Below are 21,967 nucleotides of genomic sequence, written 5' to 3' on the forward strand. Positions count from 1 at the left end.
ACCGATGTTCCTGCCCCGGAGGACCGAACCCTGAACGCCCCGTCCGCCGAGGCACTGTCCATCGTCCTGCTCATCGCCGTACTGGCCTGCGCCGTCGTCCGCCCGTTCGGGCTGCCGGAGGCGGTCGTGGCGGTTCCCGCCGCCGGGCTCGTGGTCGCCACCGGCGCGATCTCGCCGGAGCACGCGTGGGAGGAGGCCGAGCGGCTCGGGCCGGTGGTCGGCTTCCTCGCCGCGGTGCTGGTGCTGGCCCACTTCTGCGATGTCGAGGGGCTCTTCCGGGCCTGTGGGGCGTGGATGGCCCGTTGGGCGAGGAACCGGCCCGGGCGGTTGCTGACCTCGGTCTTCGTGCTCGCCTCGGCGATCACGGCCGTACTGAGCCTGGACGCGACCATCGTGCTGCTCACACCGGTGGTGTTCGCCACGGCCGCCCGGACGGGGGTCCGGCCCAAGCCGCACTCCTACGCCTGCGCGCATCTGTCGAACACGGCGTCGCTGCTGCTGCCGGTCTCCAACCTCACCAACCTGCTGGCGTTCAGCGCGAGCGGCCTGAGCTTCACCCGGTTCGCCGCGTTGATGACGCTGCCCTGGCTGGTCGCGATCGGCGCCGAGTACCTGGTGTTCCGGCGGTTCTTCGCCGCCGACCTGGCCGCACCGGCCTCGGCCGAGGCGGTCGACGGGGACGCGCCCGCCGCCGACCCGCCCGCGCTTCCGCTGTTCGCCCTCGTCACCGTGGCCTGCACGCTCGCCGGGTTCGTCGTGGCCTCCGCGCTGGGCATCGATCCCGCGTGGGCCGCGCTCGCGGGGGCGCTCGTGCTCGCCGGACGCGCGCTGGTGCGGCGGCGTGCGACCCCGGTGGCGGTGCTGCGGGCCACGGCGCCCGGGTTCCTCGCGTTCGTGCTGGCGCTGGGGATCGTCGTGCGCGCGGTCGTGGACAACGGGCTCGCCGACGCGCTCGGCCGGGTGCTGCCCGACGGGACCGGACTGGCGGCGCTGCTCGGGATCGCGGCGCTGGCCGCCGTACTCGCCAATCTGATCAACAACCTGCCCGCGGTGCTCGTGCTGCTGCCGCTGACCGCCACGGCCGGGCCGGGTGCGGTGCTCGCCGTGCTGCTCGGGGTGAACATCGGTCCGAACCTGACGTACGCGGGATCGCTGGCGACCCTGTTGTGGCGGCGCATCGTGCACCGGTACGAACACGACGTCGGGATCGGGGAGTTCACGCGGCTCGGGCTGATCTCCGTGCCGGCCGCGCTGATCCCGGCGGTGGTGGCACTGTGGGGCTCGCTGATCGTCCTCGGGAACTGAGGGACGGGACGGCCCCCGGTCGTCAGCGGCCTCCCCAACCGCCGTACGGGCCGTATCCGTAGGGGTTTCCGTAGGGGTTTCCGTAGGGGTTTGCGTACCCGCCGCCGTAGTTGCTGCCGTTGCCGTACTGACCGTTCCCGGCGCAGTAGGGGGAACCGTAGTAGCAGGGCGCGTTCGTCGGGTACGAGGCGGAGGGCGTCGGCTGGGCCGCCGACGGAGTCGGAGTCGGCTGGGCCGGCGTGGGAGTCGGCGTCGGGGTGTTCGAGGGCTCGGGGCTCTTCTTGACGGCCGGGGGTCTCGACTCGGCCGCCGCGTCCCAGTTGACGGCCTCCATCTGGAGGGAGGGCGCCGAGGAGTCGAAGACCCAGTGCTGATCGGCGTCCTCCGCGCGCGACTTCAGGACGAGCGGTGTCCTGCCCTTGGCGTCGGCGGGGGTCAGCGCCAGGTTCTGGTCCCAGCGCGGGACCAGGGTGCCCTGGAGGGTGAAGTCGTAGCGCACGTTCTTGGTGCCGGGCTGGGACGCGCCGGTGCACGCGGCGAGCTGGACCGAGTAGCCGAGGTGGGAGTCGAGGCAGAGGTCCGGGGCGGCGACGTTGCGCAGCAGACCGTCGGTCTCGTACGACCACTCCTGGCCGGTCGCCGACGAGCAGCTGGTCAGCTCGGTCTCCGCGCCCTTGACGGGCTTGCCGCCTGCGATGCCGATGCACAGTCCGGACTCGACGTTGTGCAGTCGGCCGCGCAGGGCGCCCTTCGTGGTCTCGCCCGTGCCGACCCAGGAGGGGTCGTCGGAGGTGCCGGAGCCGTCGGTGGCGCTGTCCGAGGGGTTGGTCCCGGCGGCCGGGCCGTCCTCGTCGCCCTGGTGCAGGGCGGACCACAGGACCAGCGGGACGAGCACCAGCGCGCTCACGGTCGCGACAGCGAGGGTGCGGTTGCGGCGGCGGACCCGGCGCCGGGCCGCCTTGTGCGCGGAGCGCGGGGATCCGGGGCGGACGGCCAGCGCGGAGGTGGGTGCGGTGGTGGGCATGGGCGGGGCCTGGGCCAGGACACGCGGCACCGGGAGCAGGCTCTCGACCGTGGCGATCTCGATGATCGGGGCCTGTTCGACCTCCACGATGGCGCTCTCCGCGGCGCGTCCCGGACGGGACTCCAGATAGGCGCGCGCGCCCCAGCCGAGCACGCCCTCGGCCAGCGCCAGGGCGAGGTCGCCGTTGAACTGGTTCAGCTGGTCGGCGGCGTACCGGCAGTGCTTGCAGTCGGCGAGGTGCTTGGCGAGATCGGGGTCGATGTCGAAGCTGCGGCGCCGGCAGGTGACGTCGATCAGCCGGATGTAGCGGCGGCACTCCTCCTGGGGCACGACCTCGCGGTGGACGTGCAGGCATTCCTCGCGCAGGCGGCCGCGGGCCCGGCCGAGTTCCACGGCGGCGTCCGCCACGCTCAGGCCCAGCAGGCCGGCGGGTATCTCCAGCGGTTCGGCCTCGACCTCGGCGTGCCAGAGCAGGCAGCGCGCGGACTGCGGGAGGTTCTGGAAGGCCCTGGAGAGCAGCCGCCGGTCGGGCGCGGGCAGCAGCCGGGCGGCGACGCGGTTTACGCCACCGGGCATGGAACGCAGCTCGGGGTGGAGCATTTCGTGACGGTGGTCGCCCTCCCACTCCGCTGCCAGACGGCGCACGGTGACCAGGAGTTGGGGCCGCCACGCGGAGGTGGGGCCGCTCTGTCGCAGGGATTCCCCGAAGAGGCGTGTGAACGCGGCAGTGGTGAGCATTCCGGCCGGGCGCGGGCCGCTGGTGCACAGACGCGCATAGGCGAAGGCTGCTTCCCAGTGCCGGTCGAGCAGTTCACCGACAGGATGGAGCGCGGGCGTCGTCCCCGTCCACTTCTTCAACTCCGCGCTGAGTTCGACATCCGAAGCGTCGTACGCGGGAGTTGGGGTTGGGGAATTCGACAGGCCTGCGTCTTTCACGTCTGCATTCCTCCACGGACAACGCGGGTTTTAGTCCATACCTAGCGGTATGCGACCCTGTCGACGAAACGACAGGATCCGACCAAACGGGGATCGGCATCGCGAACGCCCGCAGCGGACAGCTCTTTTGGAGCGGGGACCCAGCGGGGACGTCGCGTACGTGCAGCGGGAAAAGGATTGTCCGCACGCCGACGTGCACACCTTTGCACAGCTCATCGAGCCGTAACAAGAGATCACGCCGTTTTCCGGATTCCGGCATGGCCGAATACGGTTGACGAAGTGTCAATGAGGTGCGCCTTTTGGGATTGCCACTGTATCAACATCCTCATTGCAAACGGTATTCACTTCACTCAGGGACGTTTCGCAACCATTGGCGGGCGACCTCCACCGATGGCGCAAAACCGTCCATCCACGGCGTCCTGTCACCGCCCCCTGTGCGTTTCCGCAGCTCACGTTCCGGGCGTGGTGACCAGCGCCGCAACGCACGAGGCCGTCACCGGAGTTGACCGGTTCCTTCACTTCTGTGTCCGGAACCCGCCGCGAAACCAATAGCAGGCGCGGATTCCGCCGGATCACGCCTGCACACTGCCCGGTACGCGCCCGGTGGCATTCCGTGACGCTCGCGGAACACCCGGTTGAAGTGGAACGGGCTGGCGAAGCCGGAGGCGACGGCCACGCGTTCCACCGGCAGGTCCGTGGCCTCCAGCAGCCGGGCCGCATGCCGCAGCCTGGCCTCACGAAGCGCCCGCATCGGGGACCGGCCGAGCTGCTCGGTGAACAGATGCGCGAACCGCGAGGGCGAGAGTGCGACCCCCTCGGCGAGCGACCGGACGGTGTGCGGGGCGGCGGGGTCGGCGGCGATGAGGGCTTCCGCCCGGCTCACGCGGGTATCGACTCCCGGCCGTTCCGGAAGGGGGCGGGCGGCTGCCGAGGCGAGCAGGACGATTTCCTCCAGGGAACAGAGGGCGAGCTCCTGGGCGGCGGTGCCGTGTGCGACAGCTGTCGGGCCGTTGGGCACGGGCGGGGAGGCGGAAGGGGAAGAAGAACCTGGCGGTCGTGTGTCGCTGCCCGGCCAGCGGGCGTCCGACAGCATGCGCGTGAAAGCCGCCGCCATGCGGTCGTGCAGGACGGCTGGAACGGGGGCGACGACATACATGCCGTCGCCGACGGCGTACGGGCTCAGCCAGGCCGTCCAGGAGGGGCGGGCCTGGCAGTGCGCCCACCAGAACCGCCAGTGCCGGGCGCCCGGTCGGACCAGGTAGCGGTGGGGCACGCCGGGGCCGAGGACGATCAGGTCCCCGGCGCCGGCCCGCGCCCCGGCGGCGCCCTGGGTCAACAGACCGTGACCGTCCGTCGTCCAGGTGAACAGCCAGCTGTCCGCGCCCTGCGGCCGGTTGACGGCGTAACCGGGGCCCTCGTCGTAGCGCCCGACGGTCACCAGCCCGGGCGGCGGTGCGGAAGCAGCGGTCTCGGGCAATCCGTCAGCTTTCACGGGCATCCTCCCCCGGGGTGCGGCCGCCCTAGTCTGACGGCCGATGACAGCGGACCGAAGGAGTGGACGATGACAGTCACAGGCATCGGTGCCGCAGGCGCCTCCATCCTGCCGGAAGAGGAGCGCCGACGGTTCGAGGAGGACGGATTCACCGTCGTACGGGGACTTTTCGGGTACGAGGAGATCGCCGCGCTCCGCGCCGAGTTCGAGGAGCTGCACGCGGCCGGTCCGGTGCCGGGGCATTTCGAGCCGCGCTCGTCGGGGCAGGACGGGCGCCCGGCCGACCCGTTGGACGCGTATCCGCGCGTCATGCAGCCGCACGAGTTCCACGAGCCGTCGCTCGGCTGGCTCCTCGACCCCCGGCTGCGCGCCGTCCTGGAGACGCTGCTCGGCGAGGAGGTCCTGGCCGCGCAGAGCATGTTCTATTTCAAGCCGCCGGGCGCCCGGGGCCAGGCGCTGCACCAGGACAACTTCTATCTGCGGGTCGAGCCGGGCACGTGTGTGGCCGCGTGGATCGCCTGCGAGGCGATCGACCGGGACAACGGCGGTCTGGAGGTCGTGCCGGGCACGCACCGCATGGGCCTGTTCTGCCCGGAGGAGGCGGACGCCGGTGTCTCCTTCGCCCGGGAGTACGTGCCCCCACCGCCCGGTCTGGCCACGGTGCCGGTCGACATGGCCGCGGGCGACGTCCTGTTCTTCAACGGCAGCCTGGTGCACGGCTCACAGCCCAACCGCAGCGCCGACCGGTTCCGCCGCTCCTTCATCGGGCACTACGTGGGCCGCTCGGCCGAGAGCATCGGCCACTTCTACCGCACGATCTCCATGAGCGGTGACCGGGTCCGGCTGCGCGAGAGCGAGGGCGCGGGGCCGTGCGGTACGGAGTTCGGGTCGGTCTCCGGACCCCACTGACCCCCTCGCGCTCGCCGGACGGTCAGTGGCCGCTGACCGGGTGCGGGGTGTACGGCTGGCCCAGTTCCTCGATCTCCTTGTCCGTCAGGTCGAGGTCGACGGCAGCCACCGCGTCGTCGATGTGGTGCGGCTTGGTGGCGCCGACGATCGGGGCCGTCACCGGGCTCTGGTGCAGCAGCCAGGCCAGGGCGACCCGGGCCCGCGGGACGTCTCGCTCGGCCGCGATGCGGGCGACCGCGTCGACGATCGTGCGGTCGCCCTCCGGGTAGAGGGTGCGGCCGAAGGTGTCCGTTTCGCTGCGCTCGGTGGTGGTGTCCCAGTCGCGGGTGAGCCTGCCGCGGGCCAGCGGGCTCCACGGCAGGACGCCGACGCCCTGGTCTGCGCAGAGGGGCAGCATCTCGCGCTCCTCCTCGCGGTAGAGGAGGTTGTAGTGGTTCTGCATGGACACGAACCGGGTCCAGCCGTGTTCCCGGGCCGTGTACTGGGCCTTGGAGAACTGCCAGGCGTACATCGAACTCGCCCCGATGTAACGGGCCTTGCCCGCCTTGACGACATCGTGCAGCGCCTCCATCGTCTCCTCGATCGGGGTGAGCGAGTCGTAGCGGTGGATCTGGTAGAGGTCGACGTAGTCGGTGCCGAGTCGGGTGAGGCTGTGGTCGATCTCGGAAAGGATCGCCTTGCGGGACAGGCCGCCACCGTTGGGCCCGGGCCGCATCCGGCCGTGCACCTTCGTGGCGAGCACGATCTCGTCGCGGCGGGCGAAGTCGGCGAGTGCCCTGCCGACGATCTCCTCGCTGGTGCCGTCGGAGTAGACGTTCGCCGTGTCGAAGAAGTTGATCCCGGCGTCGAGGGCCTGCCGTATCAGCGGACGCGACGCCTCTTCGTCGAGGGTCCACTCGTGGTTGCCTCGGTCGGGAAGGCCGTAGCTCATGCAGCCCAGACAGATCCGCGACACGTCCAGACCCGTCGAACCGAGCTTCACGTACTGCATCGTTGCTGCTCCTGCCTTCGGGTGGAGTCCGGGTACGAGAGGGAGCCTACGTCCTGACGTGATCACGGAGCCGGTGTCCCGTCCAGCGACCCGGACGACTCCGGCAGCGCGTCACGCAGTTGGGCACGGCCGGTGATGCCGAGTTTGGGGAAGACGCGGTAGAGGTGGAAGCCGACCGTGCGGGGCGAGAGGAAGATGCGTTCACCTATCTCCCTGTTGGTGAGGCCCGCCGCGGCCAGGCGGGCTATCTGGAGCTGCTGCGGGGTGAGTTCGGCGAGGGCGTCGCGCGGTGCGGTGCTGGTGGGGGTGACACCGGTGGCCCGCAGTTCGGCGCGGGCGCGTTCGGTCCAGGGGCGGGCACCGACCCGCTCGAAGGTGTCCAGTGCAGCGGTGAGCTGCGGGCGGGCCTCCACCGAGCGGCGTCTGCGGCGCAGCCACTCCGCGTAGTCGAGGCGGACCAACGCCCGCTCGAACAGCCACTGTTCGCCGTCCGGGCCGGCGAGCGCGGCGGTGAAGTGCTCCTCCGCCTCGGCTCCTTCGCTCAGCAGCGCGTCCGCCCGGTGCAGTACGGCGTCCAGCCTGGCGGAGACCCCACCTGCCGCGAGGCGGCGCCGGGTCGCACCGACGATCCGGCGTGCCTCGTCGGCGCGGCCGGTGCGGACGGCCGCCGCCGCGAGGTCGGCCAGGAAGTAGTCGGAGGCCTGGAAATGCACCGGCTCCGGCTCGGCGTCCTGGGTGTAGACGGCCCGGAAGCGGGCGTAGGCGGTGGCGTGGTCACCCTCCGCGAGGGCGGCGGCGCCGAGCGCGTAGTGCGTCCGTACGCGCAGGCTGCGGGAGCCCGGCAGATCGATGCCGTGGACCGCGCGCTGCACGGCCGCGCGGGCCGCCTCGGTGTCGCCGCGCAGGGCGAGGATCGTCGCGCCGAGGACGGGCGCGCCGACGGCCACGACCTCCAGGCCCGCCTCGGCCGCCGTGCGGTACGCCTCGTCGCCGATCGAGCGGGCCTGGGTCCACGAGCCGCTCTCGTACAGGGTGGTCGCGAGGACCCAGGCGACGGTGGCGTTGACGCCGGCCGTCGGGGAGCGCCGCAGGTGGTCCAGGGCGGCGCCGAGCAGACGGACGGCCTCGGCGGTCTCGTCCAGCACCCAGGCGGCGGCGCCCACGACGACCAGCCGGGACAGCCTGCGGTCCCGGGCGGCCCCGAACGGGGTCCCGGGCGGGTTCTCGGTCCATTCGGTGCCCCTGAGCAGCGCGAGAGCCTGCTCGCGGTGGCGTACGGGGTCGCAGCCGGCCAGCACCCACAGGCGGCTCGCCTCGTCGCCTTGGGGCGGGACGCGGTCGGTGACGCGCTGGATCTTCTCGCGGAGCGAGGGGTCCCCGAAGTGGTAGGAGGCGGTGGTCGCCGTCGACAGGGCGTCGAGAGCGAGGGCGGGGTCGGTGTCGACGGCGGCCTCGGCGACCGGCAGCAGGAAGCCGAGCGAGTCCTCGAAGCGGCTGGTCACGGCGAGTGCCCAGCCGGCCCGGAGCGAGGCCTCGGCGAGCACGGCCGGGTCGTCGGTGAGAGTGAGGGCGTGGGTGGCCAACTCGCCGACCCAGCGCGGATGTCCGGAGTACATCGCCATGGTCGCGGCCCGGACCAGGCGCTTGGCGCGGACGTCCGGGTCGGGGCTGAGCCGGGCCGCCCGTTCGAGCGCGGCGGCAGCGCCCGCGTAACCGCCCCGGCGCTGGGCACGGTCCGCGCTGTCCTCCAGGCCCTGCGCGGCCTTCTCGTCGACGCCGGAGACGGCGGCGGCCCGGTGCCAGGCACGCCGGTCGGGGTCGCCGGCGAGGATGTCGGCCAGGGCGGTGTGGGCCGCGTGGCGCTCGGCGTAGCTCGCGGACTGGTAGACGGCGGAGCGGATCAGCGGGTGCCGGAAGTGGAGCCGGCCGTCGTCGATGCGGACGAGTCCCGCGATTTCTGCCGGCCGCCAGTCGGCGGGGGCCGCCGTGTCACCGGCGGCGGAGAGGATGACGGGCAGTTCGGCCGTCTCGGCGGCTGCCGCGAGGAGCAGCAACCGGCGGGTGGGGGCGGGGAGTTCGGGCAGATCGGCGGCGAAGATCGCCTCCAGGCGGTCGGTGAGGGGCAGTGTGTCGGTGGCCCCGTCCTGTCCGGCGGCGGGGTCACGGCTGACCGCGCGGGCGAGTTCGACGAGGGCGAGGGGGACGCCGGCCGCCTGATCGAGGATGCGGGAGCGGGCGCGTCCGACGGGCGGTTCGGGCTGGAGGTCGAGGAGACGTCCAGCGGCGGCCGTGGCCAGCGGCTCAATGGTCAACTGCCGTCTTTCGCGGGCGAACTGCGGCGGTACGGCGTTGTCCCGGGCGGCGAGGACCATCGCGACCGGCTCCCCTTCGAGGCGCCGGGCGACAAAGGCGAGGACGTCGAGCGTGCCCACGTCGAGCCAGTGGGCGTCGTCGATCACGAGCAGCAGCGGCCCCCTGCTCGCCGCGTCGGAGAGCAGGGTGAGGGCGCCGAGCGAGGTGAGCAGCGGGTCGGGAACCGTGTCCTGTGCCTGCTCGGGGTCCAGCCCGAACACACCGAGCAGCGCGGCCCGTTGACGTACGGGCAGACCCCCGGCGAGGTCCAGTACCGGCCGCAGGAGTTGGTGCAGTCCGGCGAACGGCAGCCCGGACTCGCCTTCGCAGCCCCGGCAGCGCAGGACGCGCAGCCCGGCCCGCAGAGCCGTACGGCCGACCGCGTCGAGCAGCACGCTCTTGCCCGCGCCCGGTCCGCCGGTCACGACCAGGACACCGGGCAGGGCCCCCGGCAGGTCGGCGGATTCGGCCGTAACCTCGTTCACCAGGTCGGCGAGGAGGGCGAGTTCACGGTCACGGCCGACGATCCACTCCTCGCCGGGACGGGAGGGGCTCATGCGGCGGCACCGGTGGGGCAGGCCGACGAGTCGCGTAAGTACGACGCGTTGCGGTCTCCGTTCATGTCACGACCATAAACCGCGAATTGACTGTTCACTGTTCGGCGGCCGCCCGATCGTCGGGGCCCGCGCGGTTGAGTCGGTCCGAGGGCTCCGGCACGGATGACGCCGAGGTGACGGGGCCCATTTGACTGGGGGCGTTCCGGGCGCTTTGATCCTGACCGTGCCGGGCCGCTTGCCCGGTGCGCAGAGGTGCGCCCAGCCGGTAGCGGACATGGTTCAAGTCCGGCCCAAGTCGCCAGGAACGCCACGGCGTCCGAGGCGGGGTCGTACCCGCGATCGATGGAGCGGACATGCCTGTCGAGGGTGTACCCCGCCTCAAAGGTCCCGGGACGGCCGCAGTCGTGCTGACGACCGTCTGCGCGGCCCTGTGGGGACTGACCGCCTGCGATGCCCCGCCGAAGGCGAAGAGCGGGGCGGAGTCCGGATCGACGCCCTCGCCGGACACGTCGGCCGAGGTCCGGCTGCCGCCCCTGCACGCCGGTTTCGACTACCAGATCGGCGGCGCCTACCCTCCCCCGGCGGGTGTGCGCATCGTCAGCCGCGACCGTACGGCGGCTCCCGCGCCCGGCCTGTACAACATCTGCTACGTCAACGCCTTCCAGGCGCAGCCCGGCGACGAGAAGGCGTGGCCCGCCGATCTGCTGCTGCGGGACGCGAACGGCGAGACCGTCGTCGACGACGACTGGGACGAGGCACTGCTCGACATCGGTACGGCGGTGAAGCGGAAGCGGATCGCGGCGCGGGTGAACGAGTGGATCGACGGCTGCGCGGACAAGGGCTTCGACGCGGTCGAGCCCGACAACTACGACAGCTACACCCGCTCCGACGACCTCCTCACCGCCGACGACGCCACCGCCTTCATCACCCTCCTCTCCCGTCACGCGCACGCGCGCGGGCTGGCCATCGGCCAGAAGAACACCGTGGACCTGGCCGGGCTCAGGAAGAAGACAGGACTGGACTTCGCGGTCGCGGAGGAGTGCGGCGAGTACGACGAGTGCGGGGAGTACGCGCAGGCGTATCACGACCGGGTGGTCGTGATCGAGTACACCGACAGGGGGCTGCGCAAGGCCCTCGCGGGCTTCGGCGACCGGCTGAGCATCGTCCGCAGGGATGTCGGGGTGTCGACACCGGGCAGCGCCGAGTACGTCCGCAGGACCCGCTGAGCGGGAGGTGTTGGGCTGCTCCTCAAAGGCGCGCGGCGGAGCGGGAGTTGGTGGAGCACCCGCTGGACAGCACGGTGTGACGAATCACCATGTGCCGGATCACCGTGCGGCGAGCAGCTCCAGCCCCCGCTCCCACCCGAACTCCGGTCGCCCGCCGCCCTCCTGGGCCTCTCCGGCGTACGGATCGCCGAACCGCACCCCCATCCCGCGCAGCCGTTCCAGACTCGCCCGGTACGCGGGATGGGCGGCCAACGCGTCGCCCACGCACGGCAGTACCGCGATCGGCACGCCGAGCCCGTACACCTCGCACAGCGTGCCCAGGGCGAGGGTGTCGGCGATGCCGGCCGCCCATTTGTTGAGGGTGTTGAAGGTGGCCGGCGCGACAAGCACGGCGTCGGGCGCCGGAAAGGGCCGCGGATCACCGGGCCTGCGCCAGGCGGACCGGATCGGGCGCCCGGTCTGTGTCTCGACGGCGTCCGTGTCGAAGAACCCCATGGCGAGGGGCGTCGCGATGACCCCGACCTCCCAGTCCCGTTCCTGCGCTGCGGTGATCAACTTGCTGACCTCGGAGGCGATTCCGGCTGCGCAGACGATGACGTAGAGAAAGAGTTTTGGGGTCTGTGCGGGCGTCTCGGTCATCCGGAAACCCTAAATGAGTTGCCGGTACGCGGTCCCCGACCCCAGGATCACGCCATGTCTACGATCGAAGCCCGCCGGCCGCTGCCTCTCACCGCCGCTCGTCCGGTGCGGGTCCAGCAGCAGCCCGGCCGCCCCTGGAGGCCCGTGCTTCACCGGTCATGACGGCCGCGCTCGTCGCGGGGCTTCTCGCGGGGTACGGCATCGCCGTACCCGTCGGAGCCGTCACGACCTATCTCGTCTCCCTCACCGCTCGTACGTCCCTGCGGACCGGTGTCTGCGCGGCGCTCGGTATCGCCACCGCCGACGGGCTCTACGCCCTGCTGGCCGCGCTCGGGGGCACCGCACTGGCCGGTGCCCTGCAGCCGGTACTGGTGCCGCTGCGCTGGGCGTCCGCCCTGGTGCTGGCCGTACTCGCGGTCCGGGGCGGGATCGGCGCCCTGCGGCAGTACCGCGACGGCGCGCTCTCCACTCGCGCCGACACCACACCACCGAGCCCGCTCCGCGCGTTTCTCATGCTGGTCGGCATCACGCTGCTCAACCCCACCACCGTGATCTACTTCGCCGCGCTGGTGCTCGGCAGCCGGGCCTCGGACGCCGTATCGCCCGGGGAACAAGGGGTGTTCGTGCTCGCGGCCTTCCTCGCCTCGGCGAGCTGGCAGGTGCTGATCGCCTCCGGCGGCGCACTGCTCGGCCGCGTGCTGACGGGCCGACGCGGGCGGCTGGTGACGGCGCTCGTGTCCAGCGCGGTGATCATGGCGCTGGCGGTGCGGATGACTTTGTCGCCGACGTGACGAAGGCGCGGGCGACGGCGAGGCTGTCCTCGTACACGTGGTGGCGTACGACCAGACCGTCCCGCACGGTCAGGTGCAGGGCGAACCGGGCGCGGTAGGGGCGCCCGGTGGCCCTGGCCGTCTGCCGGATCTCGCCCAGTACCACCGCGTCCTCGCCGTCGACGAGCACCCGTTCGATCTCGGTGGCGGCCTCGCCGGGGACATGGTGGGCACCCAGCTCACGGAAGTGTGCGGCGGCGTCGGCGCGGGTGGTGCGGTGGCGGATCCACGGTGTGGCGGCGCGGCCGTGCTCGTCCTGCGGCCAGTTCAGCCGCCAGTCGGTCTCCGCCGCGTACAGGTCCGCGATCCGCTCCGGGTCGCCCTCGCCGATCCGGGTCAGCAGGTCCTCCACGACGGCACGGGTGGTGGTGGCTGCGGATGTCATGGGTCGGCCTCTCCTTCTCGCTGCTGGGGTGCGCTGCGTCGGTCCCACTGTGGCCGAGCGCGCCGGAGGGGGCGATTACCTTCCGGGTAAGGCCACTCCGTACGCGCCCCGGATGAATTCGCTCCGCCACTGTGTTGGACTCTCGTAGCAACGGTCACGCGACGAGACGATGGGACGAAGGTCATGCCTCTTGAGGGCGAGTACGAAGCCAGTCCGACGCAGTGGGTGCGTGAGCAGGTCGAGTTGTACGAGCGCTCGGGCGGCACCGAGGGAACGACCCTGATGGACACCGGCATGCCGGTCGTGCTGCTCACCACCCGGGGCGCCCGCAGCGGCAAGATCCGTAGGACTCCGCTCATGCGGGTGGAGCACGACGGTGTGTACGCGGTGGTCGCCTCGATGGGCGGCGCCCCCAAGCATCCGGTCTGGTACTACAACGTCAACGCCGATCCGCAGGTCGACCTCCAGGACGGGCCGGTGCGCCAGGACATGGTCGCCCGTGAGGTCACCGGTGAGGAGAAGTCCGTGTGGTGGGAGCGGGCCGTCGCCGCGTATCCCCCGTACGCCGAATACCAGGAGAAGACCGACCGCGAGATCCCGGTGTTCGTCCTCGAAACGGCCGACGGGAACTGATCCGGGCCGGACGAAAGACGGATGAAAGAACGGACGAAAGAAAATCTGGTTCCGGGAGGAATGAAGTCCTCGCCCCCGGGCACCTGAGCCTCAGGCCCCGCCGCGCTCCCCCGTCGCGGCGGGGCTCCGCGCTGCCTCCTGCGCGGCCGCGTCGGTCACGTCGAGGAAGATCTCGCCGGCCTCGGGGACCGCGTGGGCGACGGAGCGCTTGATGCGTACGGCGACCTCCTCGACCCGCTCGCTGTCGAGACCGGGGACGAGATCGATCCGAGCAGCGACCAGCGTGGAGTCGAGCCCTGTCTTCATGGTGAACAGCGCCTCCACGCTGTCGATCTCGGGCTGGGCCGCCAGCAGGGCGTGGATCTCGCGGCTCAGCTCCGGGTCGGCGGCCTCGCCGATGAGCTGGGCCCGCGCGTCCCGGCCCAGCCAGAAGGCGACGCAGACGAGCAGCACCCCGATGGCGAGGGACGCGGACGCCTCCCACACGACCTGCCCGGTGACCATGTGCAGGGCCATGCCCGCGAGTGCGAGCGTCACGCCGAGCACGGCGGTACCGTCCTCGGCGATCACCGTACGCAGGGCGGGGTCCCGCAGAGCGCCCTTGGTGTCCCTTGTGCCCTTCCCGACCTCACCACGCGCCTGGTGCACGGCCCGCAGCAGGGAGCCGCCCTCCGCGAGCAGCGCCACCCCGAGCACGACCAGACCCGCCACATAGCCGCCGAAGGACTCCTCCGCGTCGCTCCTGAACGCCTCCACGCCCTGGAAGAACGAGAAGCAGCCGCCCATGACGAAGATGCCGACGGCCGCGAGCAGCGACCAGAAGAACCGTTCCTTGCCGTAGCCGAAGGGATGCCGCCGGTCAGCGGGGCGGCGGCTGCGGCGCAGGGCGGCGAGCAGGAACACCTCGTTGAAGCTGTCGGCCACGGAGTGCGCGGCCTCGGACAGGAGCGCGGGCGACCCGCTGACGAGGCCGCCCACGGCCTTGGCGACGGCGATCAGCAGATTGGCGCCCAGCGCCACCAGCACGGTCACGCGCGTACGCCGGTCCGATGACGACATACCGCCCGCCTCACTCCTGATCCCCTTGATTGCCTTGACTGCCTTGATTGCCTTGACGCCTCGGCCGTCAATGCTGTTTGGGGGCCGTCGGCACCACCCGGAAGAGGGTGAAGGAGTGGCCTGCCGGGTCGGCGTACCCCCGCTCCTCGTACGCCGCGCCGGCGTCCTTCGTCTCCAGCGGGCGCCCGCCGAGCCCGATCACCTTGCGTTCCACCTCGTCGAGATCCTCCACCCGGAAGTCGAGGTGGACCTGGAGGGAGTTCTCGGGGCGCGGCCAGCTCGGCGGGGTGGCGTTCACATCACGGCGGAACGCCATCCGGGTTCCCTCGGCGCCCCTGATCTCGATGCGGTTGGCGGTGGCGTCCGTCTCCTCGGCCGCCAGCAGTTCCTTGTAGAAGGCGGCGAGCTTCTCGGGTTCGGCACAGTCCAGCACCACGACGCCTGCTGTCACCAAGGTCATGCTTCCTCCGTTACGGGGTCCGGGGCGGCCCTGTGCGCCGCAGCCCTTTCGGGTTCGGGTACCCCGCCCGCCGGAATCACACGGGCTGTGAGTCGCCGGGCGCGGTGAGTTGCGCGAGGCGGGTCGCCGCCGCCGTCAGGAAGAGGTCGAGGGCCGCCGGGTAGGAGCTGTGGCGCATGTCCCTCACGAGGTGGCGGGCGGTCGCATTGATGTGCGGGTGGGTGTCGGCGGGCAGCCGGGCGTAGGTCGCCCGCCACACGGCCGTCTCCGCCTCGCGCGCGGCCTTCGGCAGCGCCACGTTCGCCGAGTCGAGGGCGCCGAAGGCGAGCGACTGGTCGACGAAGGCGTGGTAGATCCATACCGCCTCGGCGTCCGGGAACCCGGCGCCGCGCAGCACGCCGAGGGCGGTCTCCACGGCCTGGATCTCGTACGCCCGTCCGGTCACCCGGTACGAGCTGAGTACCGCCGCCTGTGGTTGCGCGAGCGCTCCGGCGTGCATCCGCAGGCCGAGGTCCCGCAGGTCGGCGAGCCAGTCGCCGCTGGGACGCCAGGTGCGCAGCGTACGGCCGATCAGCTCGTCGGCGATGGCGAGCATCAGCTCGTCGGTGTCCCGGAAATAGCGGTACAGGGCGCTCGGGTCGGCGCCGAGGGCTCGGCCGAGGCGGCGCACGGAGAGGGCCTCGGCGCCGTGTTCTCCGAGCAGCCTCATCGCCGTCTCGACGATCAGTTCCTCGGAGAGGACGACGCCCTGTTTGGTGGGGCGCCGGCGACGCCGGGCGGCGGGCGGGACGACACGTTCGCTCACGGGCTTCCTCCTGCGCGGTCGGCGACGGCCGCACACTGTCCTGCGCGGTGGCCGGTGCGGTGGCCGGTGCGGGCACCTTATGACAACACCGTTGACCTGTTAAGGCCTCGGGGCGTTTCATGTGCGTTCACCGGGGTCGACCGAGGCCCCAAGGTGTGAGCGGAGACCGCCATGACCGATACCCAGCCCTACGGAGCTGCCCCACCCGCGCCTGCCGCGTCGCCCACGCAGCCCGCGCTGCGCAAATCCCTCGGCATGCTGGACGGCGTCGCCATCGCCGCGTCCAGCACGGCGGCGACCACCAGCATCGGCATCGGTCTCGGGGTCACGGCCGGGGTGGTCGGGCTGCATCTGCCCGCCATCATGCTGCTGGCGTTCCTGCCGATCCTGGGCATCGCGGGCGCCTTCTCCCGGCTGAACCGGGTGGAGCCGAACGCGGGCAACGGCTACGTGTGGGTGGGGCGTTCGCTCAGCCCCTGGCTCGGCTTCATGGTCGGCTGGGTGAACATCGTGGCCTCGGTGGTGTTCCTGGCGTACACCACGGCGGTCACCGGCTCGGCGGTGATCCAACTGGCCGGCGACGCGGGCCTGCACCGGGTGGCCGGGCTGACCCTGGACCCGGGGTCGACGGCGCAGACGACCGGCGTCGGCATCCTGGTCCTGGTCGCCGTCACCCTGACCGCGGTCTCCGGCATCAGGACGGCCGCCCGGCTCCAGGGCGGACTGCTGATCTTCGAGTACGTCGTGCTGCTGGGCTTCTGCGGATACGGCATCGTCGCCGGACCGCACCCCTTCAGCCTCAGCTGGTTCGACCCCTTCCAGATCCCCTCGGCGTCGGCGCTCGCCCAGGGCATGCTGCTGTCGGTGTTCTGTTACTGGGGCTTCGAGGCCGCGTTCAGTGTGAACGAGGAGGTGACGGACCCGAGGCAGGCGTCGCGGGCCGGGATCACCACCCTGGTGACGATGCTCGGGCTGTTCCTGCTCGGCTCGATCGCCTTCCAACGGGTGCTGTCGGAGGGCGAGTTGGCGGGCCACGGCGCCGAGGGGCTGGCGTTCTTCGGCAACCGGCTCGCCGACCAGCCGCTGGCCGCGCTGCCGCTCGTCGCGCTGATGTTCTCGGCGGTGGCCTCGCTGCAGGCCGGGGTGATCCCGACGGCGCGCTCGATGTTCGCGATGAGCCGCGACCGTACGCTCGGCCCGGCCTGGTCCCGGGTCAGCCCCAAGTACGGCACCCCGGCGGCCGGCACGCTGATGATCGGCGCGGTGGCGGCGGCCGTCGCCGTGCTCGCCCTGGTCATCCCGCGCCTGGCCGACATGATCCTGGCGGCGGTCAACGCGATCGGCATGGTCGTCGCCCTGTCGTACGCGCTCACCGCACTCGCCGCCGCCGTGCGCTTCCGAGGACTGCTGCGCGAGAACTGGCGGGACGGTGTACGTGCGGTGGTGCTGCCCACGCTGAGCGCGGCCACGCTGCTGGGACTCGGCGGCTATCTCGGCTGGTCCTTCTACACCTCCGCCGACCATCTCGAACTCAGCCCGGACAACGGCTGGTTCCTGCTTCTGGTGCCCTCGCTGATGGTCGCGTCCGGTTTTCTGGCCGCCGCCTGGGCGAAGTGGGGGCGCAAGAGCCCGTACTTCAGCACCGGTCGGGGCACCGACGCGGACGCGCCCCAACTGCTCGCCGTGAAGGAACCGTCGTCGGCACGGTGAGCTCCGCGGGGCATGCAGTTCATTTGCCTGCGGGCCCGGTGGGGGCTGGTCGCGCCCCGCGGCGGAGCCGCCGGATAGACACAGCCCCGCACCCCTTTGGGGCGCCGGCGCCCATCGCCCCTCTTTTCCCACCTCCCCCACACCTCAAGGAAACGGAACATGCGCGCTGACCTCCTCTTCACCGGCGGCCCGGTCTTCGCCCCCGGGAGCCCCACGGCCGTCGCGGTCACCGGCGGCCGGATCACCGCCGTGGGCCGGGACGAGGTGCACGACCTGATCGGGCCGGGGACCGAGGTCGTCGATCTCGCCGGGCGACTGCTCCTGCCCGGCTTCCAGGACGCCCACGTCCATCCGCTGCCGGCCGGTCTTGAGCTGACCCAGTGCGATCTGACGGGCACGAAGACCGCCGAGGACACAGTGGCCGTCGTCCGCGCGTACGCCCTCGCGCACCCTGAGCGGGAGTGGATCACGGGCGGCGGCTGGTCCATGGAGGCCTTCGAAGGGGGCACGCCCACCCGGGAGTTGCTGGACGCCGTGGTCCCGGACCGGCCGGTGTATCTCCCCAACCGGGACCACCACGGGGCCTGGGTCAACAGCCGCGCCCTCGAACTCGCGGGCGTTTCCCGGGACACCCCGGACCCGGCGGACGGCCGCTTCGAGCGGGACGCTTCCGGCGAGCCGACCGGGATGCTCCAGGAAGGAGCCATGGAGTACGTGGGCCGGCTGACCCCGCCGGTCACGGCAGCGGAGCGGCTGGCGGCCCTGCTGTCCGCGCAGCGTCGGCTGCACTCACTCGGTGTCACGGCCTGGCAGGACGCGCTGGTCGGCTCGTTCCTCGGTATGGAGGACCCCTCCGAGACCTATCTCGCCGCCGCCCAGGACGGTTCGCTGACCGCGCGGGTGGTCGGCGCACTGTGGTGGGACCGGGAGCGCGGGGCCGAGCAGATCCCCGAACTCGTGGAGCGGCGGGCCGCGTTGAGCCGGGGCAGGTTCCGGGCGGGCAGCGTGAAGCTGATGCTGGACGGGGTCGCCGAGACGGGCACGGCCGCACTGCTCGACCCGTATCTCGACAAGTGCGGCTGCGCCACGGCCAACCGGGGCACGAGCTTCGTGGACGCGGCCGAACTACCCAAGTTCGTCACGCAGTTGGACGCCCTCGGCTTCCAGTGCCACTTCCACGCGCTGGGCGACCGGGCAGTACGCGACGCCCTGGACGCCATCGAGGCGGCGCGCGCCGCGAACGGGCCGAGCGACACCCGGCCGCATCTGGCCCACCTCCAGGTGGTGCACCCGGACGACGTGCCGCGCTTCGCCCGGCTCGGCGCGGTCGCGAACATCCAAGCACTGTGGGCCATGCACGAACCCCAGATGGACGACCTGACGATCCCCTTCCTCGGCCCCGAACGGGCCGCGTGGCAGTACCCGTTCGGCGCGCTGCTGCGCTCCGGGGCCACCCTGGCCGCGGGCAGCGACTGGCCGGTCAGCAGCCCCGACCCGCTCCAGGCGATCCACGTCGCGGTCAACCGCGCGGCGCCGGGTTCCCCGTCCTCCCCCGTGTTCCTGCCCGCCGAGCGCATCGGCCTGACCGACGCGCTCACGGCGTACACGGCGGGTTCGGCGTACGCCAACCACCTGGACGACACGGGCAGCGTGCGCGCCGGGGCACTGGCCGACCTGACGATCCTGGACCGCGATCCGTACGCCGGGCCGCCCGAAGCGATCGCGGAGACGAAGGTGGCGCTCACCTATGTGGGGGGCGAGCGGGTGTACGCGGCGGAGGGGACCGCCTGACCGCGGTCCCGGCTGCGCCGACTACAGCCCCCGGCGGAGTGTCACCGTCTGGGGCGCGAAGCCGTTCCGCTCGTAGAAACGTATCGCGTCCGTGTTGGCCGCATAGGCGGTCACCTCGGCGTGCTCGGCACCCCGCTCGGCCGCCCACTGGACGAAGGCCTCCACCATGCGCGCGCCGGCCCCCGAACTCCGGTGGGCGGGACGGACGTACACGCTGATCAGGGTGGCGGCCTTCACCGGCCGTATGGCGGTGGGCTCGGCGAGGGAGCCCATCAGGTGACCGACCACCGCGCCGGCGTACTCGACCGCCAGTACCAGGCGCGCCTGGTCGTCCAGCGCCGCCGTGAACGACGCGGCCGCGTGCTCGCGCGGCCAGTCGGCGTCGACGCTCGGATCACGGGTGCCGGCGTCCTCGGCGAAGAGGGCGGTGCTGGAGGCGACGAGTCCCGGTAGGTCGTCGGCGCGGGCGGGGCGGACGGTGACTGTCAGGTCTTGAGCCGTGTGCTCGGTCATGTTGCGGACGCTATCGGCAGGCTCTGACAACGCGGTCGACTTGCTGGACACTCGTCCATGTATGCTGGCCACCTGTCCATGATGGACACCTGTCCAAGAAGAAGCTTCTCAGAAGCCTGACGTAGGAGTTTGCCGAGCATGGAGACCCTCGCGAACGTGCTGGTCGGCCTGGTGGCCGCGCTGCACCTTTACATCCTGGTGATGGAGATGTTCCTGTGGCAGCGCGAGCAGGGGCGCAAGTTCCATGGCTTCGACGCGGAGATGGCCCGCGCGACCGCCGCGATGGCCGCCAACCAGGGGCTCTACAACGGGTTCCTCGCGGCGGGTCTGGTCTGGGGCCTGATCGCCGCCGATCCGACCGGCTTCCGGGCGCAGGTCTTCTTCCTCTCCTGCGTGATCGTGGCGGGCGTCTACGGGGCCGTGACGGCGAACCGGCGCATCCTGTTCGCCCAGGCGCTGCCCGGTGCCATCACCCTCACCGCCGTCCTCGTCGCGCGGTGACGCGCGGCGCGCCCGAGGACCCGCGGGCCGCCCGCACCCGGGCGAAGCTCCGTGAGGCCCTCCTCGCGGAGTGCGCCGAACACCCGCTGGCGGAGATCGGCGTCGCCGCGCTGGTACGTCGGGCGGGGGTCGGACGGGCCACCTTCTACGTCCACTACCCCGACCTGGAGTCGCTGGCCGTCGACGCCTGCGCCGATGTCGTACGGGAGGCCGTGGACGCCCTGCACGCCTGGCGCGGCCGGCCCGACCCGGTGATCGCCCCGGCCGCGCTGGTGGAGTTCTTCGCGGCGCTCACCCCGCACACCGCGCTGTACCGGGCTCTCCTGGCCCCGGGCGGCGGGGGTCCACTGGGCCAGGTGCTGCACCGGGATCTGCGCGCACGGAGCCTCGCGGAGCGCGAGCTCGCGGGCGCGGCGGACGCGCCCCTGGTCGCCTCGGCGGTGGCCGCCACCTTCACCGGGGTCCTCGCGGACTGGCTGCACGGCCGGATCGAGGCCACGTCGGACGAGATCGCCCACCAGGTGTGGCAGCTGTTGGTGGCGCTGCATCGGAGTCGGTAGGGGCTTTCGCCCCCGCCGCCCCTACCCGTCCCATCCCGTACCTGGGGGCTGCGCCCCCAGACCCCCTACGGCCCTGAACGGGCCTTGTCCTCAAACTCCCCCAGAGGGGGGACCCCCAGACGGGCTGGAGGTACGCGCCCCGCCCGGTCAGCCGAAGGTCAGTACCGGCTTGATCGTCTTGCCCGCGCTCATGTCCCGTACCGCCTGGTCGATGTCCGCGAACGGGTAGGTGCTGATCAGGCGGTGCAGCGGGAGGCGGCCCGCCTTCACCAGGTCGACCAGGGCCGGGATGAACGTCTGCGTCTCGACGTCGCCCAGGGTGAGGCCCACGACGCGCTTACCGCCGAGCATCCCGTTGACGTCCAGGGCGACTTCGGTGCCGAAGGGCGGGGCGCCGACCACGACGAGCGTGCCCCGCTGGGCGAGCGCGTCGACACCCTGGCGCAGGACAGCGACGTTGCCGGTGGTCTCGACGATGCCGTCGACACCCTGACCGTCGGTGATCTTCGCGACGGCCTCCCCGAGGTCCGCCTCACCCGCGTTGATCGTGTGGGTGGCGCCCAACTCCTTGGCCAGCGACAGGCGTTCACCTACCCGGTCCACGGCGATGATCCTGGTCGCGGGGGTGAGTGCCGCCGCCATGACCGCTGAGAGACCTACCGCGCCCGCGCCGAGGACCAGGACCGTGCTGCCCAGGCCCGGCTTCAGCACGTTCCAGACCGCGCCGACGCCCGTCTGGACGCCGCAGCCCAGCGGGGCGATCGACTCCAGAGGCACCTCCGGGTCGACCTTGACCAGGCTCCGCTGGTCGACCAACGCCCGCTCGGCGAACGAGGACTGGCCGAAGAAGTGGCCGCCGAGTTCCGCGCCGTCACGGCTGATCGTGGCGGTGCCGTCGGCCCGCCGACCGCCGAGGAGGTTCAGCGGCAGCCAGGCCACGCAGTACGCGGGGTGCCCGTCACGGCAGTTGCGGCAGCCGCCGCAGGAGGTGAAGGACAGGACGACGTGGTCGCCGGGCTCGATGCCGGTGACGGCGGAGCCGACCGCCTCGACGACGCCCGCGCCCTCGTGCCCCAGAACTCCCGGGAGAGGGAAGGGCAGTCCGCCGCTCGCCACTCCGAGGTCCGTGTGGCACAGGCCTGCCGCGACCAGACGTACGAGCGCCTCGGTGGGCGCGGGCTCGGCCAGTTCGACGTCGGAGAGGGTGAAGGGCGCACCGCCGGACTCGACGACCGCGGCGCGGGTGGTGATGGACATCGTGAACTCCCTTTACGGGCTGACACAGTTGA

General features: G+C 71.9%; 20 protein-coding genes. 9 read left to right on the top strand and 11 right to left on the bottom strand.

What is annotated here, in order from left to right:
• The first annotated feature begins 30 nt into the window (after positions 1-30).
• Positions 31-1,305, top strand: a complete 1,275-nt coding sequence (locus tag OG734_RS03610; RefSeq protein WP_330293553.1) for an arsenic transporter — start codon at positions 31-33, stop codon at positions 1,303-1,305.
• A 22-nt stretch (positions 1,306-1,327) separates the two neighbouring features.
• On the opposite strand, the gene OG734_RS03615 is transcribed toward OG734_RS03610, so the two are convergent.
• Both OG734_RS03615 and OG734_RS03620 read right to left on the bottom strand, forming a co-directional pair.
• The gene (locus tag OG734_RS03615) at positions 1,328-3,265 is read right to left on the bottom strand and encodes a ricin-type beta-trefoil lectin domain protein (protein WP_330286003.1); all 1,938 of its coding nucleotides are present in this window, start codon (positions 3,263-3,265) and stop codon (positions 1,328-1,330) included.
• 493 nt (positions 3,266-3,758) lie between these two features.
• Positions 3,759-4,763, bottom strand: a complete 1,005-nt coding sequence (locus OG734_RS03620) for a helix-turn-helix domain-containing protein (RefSeq protein WP_330286004.1) — start codon at positions 4,761-4,763, stop codon at positions 3,759-3,761.
• A 63-nt stretch (positions 4,764-4,826) separates the two neighbouring features.
• Between OG734_RS03620 and OG734_RS03625 the strand changes: the two genes are divergently transcribed.
• Positions 4,827-5,666 (top strand): phytanoyl-CoA dioxygenase family protein, encoded by an 840-nt coding sequence (locus OG734_RS03625; protein WP_330286005.1) that lies wholly within the window; start codon positions 4,827-4,829, stop codon positions 5,664-5,666.
• A gap of 22 nt (positions 5,667-5,688) precedes the next feature.
• On the opposite strand, the gene OG734_RS03630 is transcribed toward OG734_RS03625, so the two are convergent.
• Entirely contained in the window at positions 5,689-6,657 is a 969-nt protein-coding gene (locus OG734_RS03630; RefSeq protein WP_330286006.1) for an aldo/keto reductase, read from the bottom strand.
• A gap of 62 nt (positions 6,658-6,719) precedes the next feature.
• The gene (locus OG734_RS03635) at positions 6,720-9,566 is read right to left on the bottom strand and encodes a helix-turn-helix transcriptional regulator (protein WP_330286007.1); all 2,847 of its coding nucleotides are present in this window, start codon (positions 9,564-9,566) and stop codon (positions 6,720-6,722) included.
• A gap of 353 nt (positions 9,567-9,919) precedes the next feature.
• Between OG734_RS03635 and OG734_RS03640 the strand changes: the two genes are divergently transcribed.
• Complete coding sequence (locus OG734_RS03640) at positions 9,920-10,792, top strand: endo alpha-1,4 polygalactosaminidase (RefSeq protein WP_330286008.1); 873 nt, start codon at positions 9,920-9,922, stop codon at positions 10,790-10,792.
• Between the two features lie 99 nt (positions 10,793-10,891).
• Here OG734_RS03640 and OG734_RS03645 read toward each other — a convergent pair whose 3' ends face one another.
• Complete coding sequence (locus tag OG734_RS03645; RefSeq protein WP_330286009.1) at positions 10,892-11,431, bottom strand: flavoprotein; 540 nt, start codon at positions 11,429-11,431, stop codon at positions 10,892-10,894.
• Positions 11,432-11,589: 158 nt separating this feature from the next.
• Between OG734_RS03645 and OG734_RS03650 the strand changes: the two genes are divergently transcribed.
• Complete coding sequence (locus tag OG734_RS03650) at positions 11,590-12,222, top strand: LysE/ArgO family amino acid transporter (RefSeq protein WP_330286010.1); 633 nt, start codon at positions 11,590-11,592, stop codon at positions 12,220-12,222.
• Here OG734_RS03650 and OG734_RS03655 read toward each other — a convergent pair.
• Positions 12,182-12,646: a nuclear transport factor 2 family protein gene (locus tag OG734_RS03655; RefSeq protein ID WP_330286011.1), complete on the bottom strand. Its 465-nt coding sequence runs from the start codon at positions 12,644-12,646 to the stop codon at positions 12,182-12,184. The genes OG734_RS03650 and OG734_RS03655 overlap by 41 nt on opposite strands.
• Positions 12,647-12,829: 183 nt before the next feature.
• Here OG734_RS03655 and OG734_RS03660 point away from each other — a divergent pair, with 183 nt between their 5' ends.
• Positions 12,830-13,279, top strand: a complete 450-nt coding sequence (locus tag OG734_RS03660; protein WP_330286012.1) for a nitroreductase family deazaflavin-dependent oxidoreductase — start codon at positions 12,830-12,832, stop codon at positions 13,277-13,279.
• A gap of 90 nt (positions 13,280-13,369) precedes the next feature.
• Here the strand turns inward: OG734_RS03660 and OG734_RS03665 are convergent, their stop codons facing one another.
• The 3 genes from OG734_RS03665 to OG734_RS03675 all read right to left on the bottom strand — a co-directional run bounded on the left by OG734_RS03665 (position 13,370) and on the right by OG734_RS03675 (position 15,603).
• The gene (locus OG734_RS03665; RefSeq protein WP_330286013.1) at positions 13,370-14,338 is read right to left on the bottom strand and encodes a cation diffusion facilitator family transporter; all 969 of its coding nucleotides are present in this window, start codon (positions 14,336-14,338) and stop codon (positions 13,370-13,372) included.
• A 67-nt stretch (positions 14,339-14,405) separates the two neighbouring features.
• Positions 14,406-14,798, bottom strand: coding sequence for a VOC family protein (locus tag OG734_RS03670; protein ID WP_330286014.1), 393 nt, complete (start codon positions 14,796-14,798; stop codon positions 14,406-14,408).
• 76 nt (positions 14,799-14,874) lie between these two features.
• Positions 14,875-15,603, bottom strand: a complete 729-nt coding sequence (locus OG734_RS03675) for a TetR/AcrR family transcriptional regulator (RefSeq protein WP_330286015.1) — start codon at positions 15,601-15,603, stop codon at positions 14,875-14,877.
• Between the two features lie 171 nt (positions 15,604-15,774).
• Between OG734_RS03675 and OG734_RS03680 the strand changes: the two genes are divergently transcribed.
• Complete coding sequence (locus OG734_RS03680; RefSeq protein WP_330286016.1) at positions 15,775-17,313, top strand: APC family permease; 1,539 nt, start codon at positions 15,775-15,777, stop codon at positions 17,311-17,313.
• Positions 17,314-17,472: 159 nt separating this feature from the next.
• Positions 17,473-19,104: an amidohydrolase gene (locus tag OG734_RS03685; protein ID WP_330286017.1), complete on the top strand. Its 1,632-nt coding sequence runs from the start codon at positions 17,473-17,475 to the stop codon at positions 19,102-19,104.
• A 21-nt stretch (positions 19,105-19,125) separates the two neighbouring features.
• Here the strand turns inward: OG734_RS03685 and OG734_RS03690 are convergent, their stop codons facing one another.
• Positions 19,126-19,617: a GNAT family N-acetyltransferase gene (locus OG734_RS03690; RefSeq protein ID WP_330286018.1), complete on the bottom strand. Its 492-nt coding sequence runs from the start codon at positions 19,615-19,617 to the stop codon at positions 19,126-19,128.
• 138 nt (positions 19,618-19,755) lie between these two features.
• On the opposite strand from OG734_RS03690, the gene OG734_RS03695 reads away from it, so the two are divergent.
• Both OG734_RS03695 and OG734_RS03700 read left to right on the top strand, forming a co-directional pair.
• Positions 19,756-20,118: a DUF1304 domain-containing protein gene (locus tag OG734_RS03695; RefSeq protein ID WP_330286019.1), complete on the top strand. Its 363-nt coding sequence runs from the start codon at positions 19,756-19,758 to the stop codon at positions 20,116-20,118.
• Positions 20,115-20,678, top strand: coding sequence for a TetR/AcrR family transcriptional regulator (locus OG734_RS03700; protein WP_330286020.1), 564 nt, complete (start codon positions 20,115-20,117; stop codon positions 20,676-20,678). The genes OG734_RS03695 and OG734_RS03700 overlap by 4 nt, the downstream gene beginning before the upstream one ends.
• A gap of 147 nt (positions 20,679-20,825) precedes the next feature.
• Here OG734_RS03700 and OG734_RS03705 read toward each other — a convergent pair whose 3' ends face one another.
• A complete protein-coding gene (locus OG734_RS03705; RefSeq protein ID WP_330286021.1) occupies positions 20,826-21,935 on the bottom strand; it encodes an NAD(P)-dependent alcohol dehydrogenase in 1,110 nt (369 codons plus the stop codon).
• Between the last annotated feature and the right edge of the window lie 32 nt (positions 21,936-21,967).

The organism is Streptomyces sp. NBC_00576 (genome assembly GCF_036345175.1).
In the GTDB taxonomy this organism is placed as follows: Bacteria; Actinomycetota; Actinomycetes; order Streptomycetales; family Streptomycetaceae; genus Streptomyces.